Here is a 509-nt window from a genome sequence, read left to right on the forward strand (position 1 = left end):
GGAGGTGTATAGGAGACAGTTCCCCAGCATCGCGCGCAGCCGCCGGGCGGGAGGTGGTGCTCGTCACCGCGCTCGCCGACGACGAGCCCGGCCGGCGGCTGCGCGCGATGCTGGAGAAGCACCTGGAGGTCGCCGCGTTCCACCTGCACGGCGGCACCCCCTGCAAGCTGCGCATCCGGTCCGGAGGACAGTCGGTGGCGCGCCTGGACGCCGGGGAAGGGCAGGCCCTCGACGGGCCCGTCGGTCCGCGCGTCACCGACGCGATCGCGGGGGCCGGCGCCGTGCTGGTCTCCGACTACGGCCGCGGCGTCACCCGGCACCGCGCCGTCCGCTCCCTGCTCGGGGAGCTGCCCGCGGGCGTGCCCGTCGTGTGGGATCCGCATCCGCGCGGCGAGCCGCCGGTGCCGGGCGTCCGGCTGCTCACCCCGAACGCCGAGGAGGCCGCCCGCCTCGCCGCCGCCGACGGCGCCGAGATCAGCGGGTTCGGGCTGTCGGCCGCCGGCCGGCGG

General features: G+C 78.0%; 1 pseudogene. It reads left to right on the forward strand.

Annotated elements, in window-relative coordinates:
• Positions 1-56: 56 nt before the first annotated feature.
• Positions 57-509, forward strand: a pseudogene (locus tag HUX53_RS00175) (D-beta-D-heptose 1-phosphate adenosyltransferase); the annotation flags it as partial.

The sequence above is a fragment of the Actinomadura sp. BRA 177 genome, assembly GCF_013372625.1.
Lineage (GTDB): Bacteria > Actinomycetota > Actinomycetes > Streptosporangiales > Streptosporangiaceae > Spirillospora.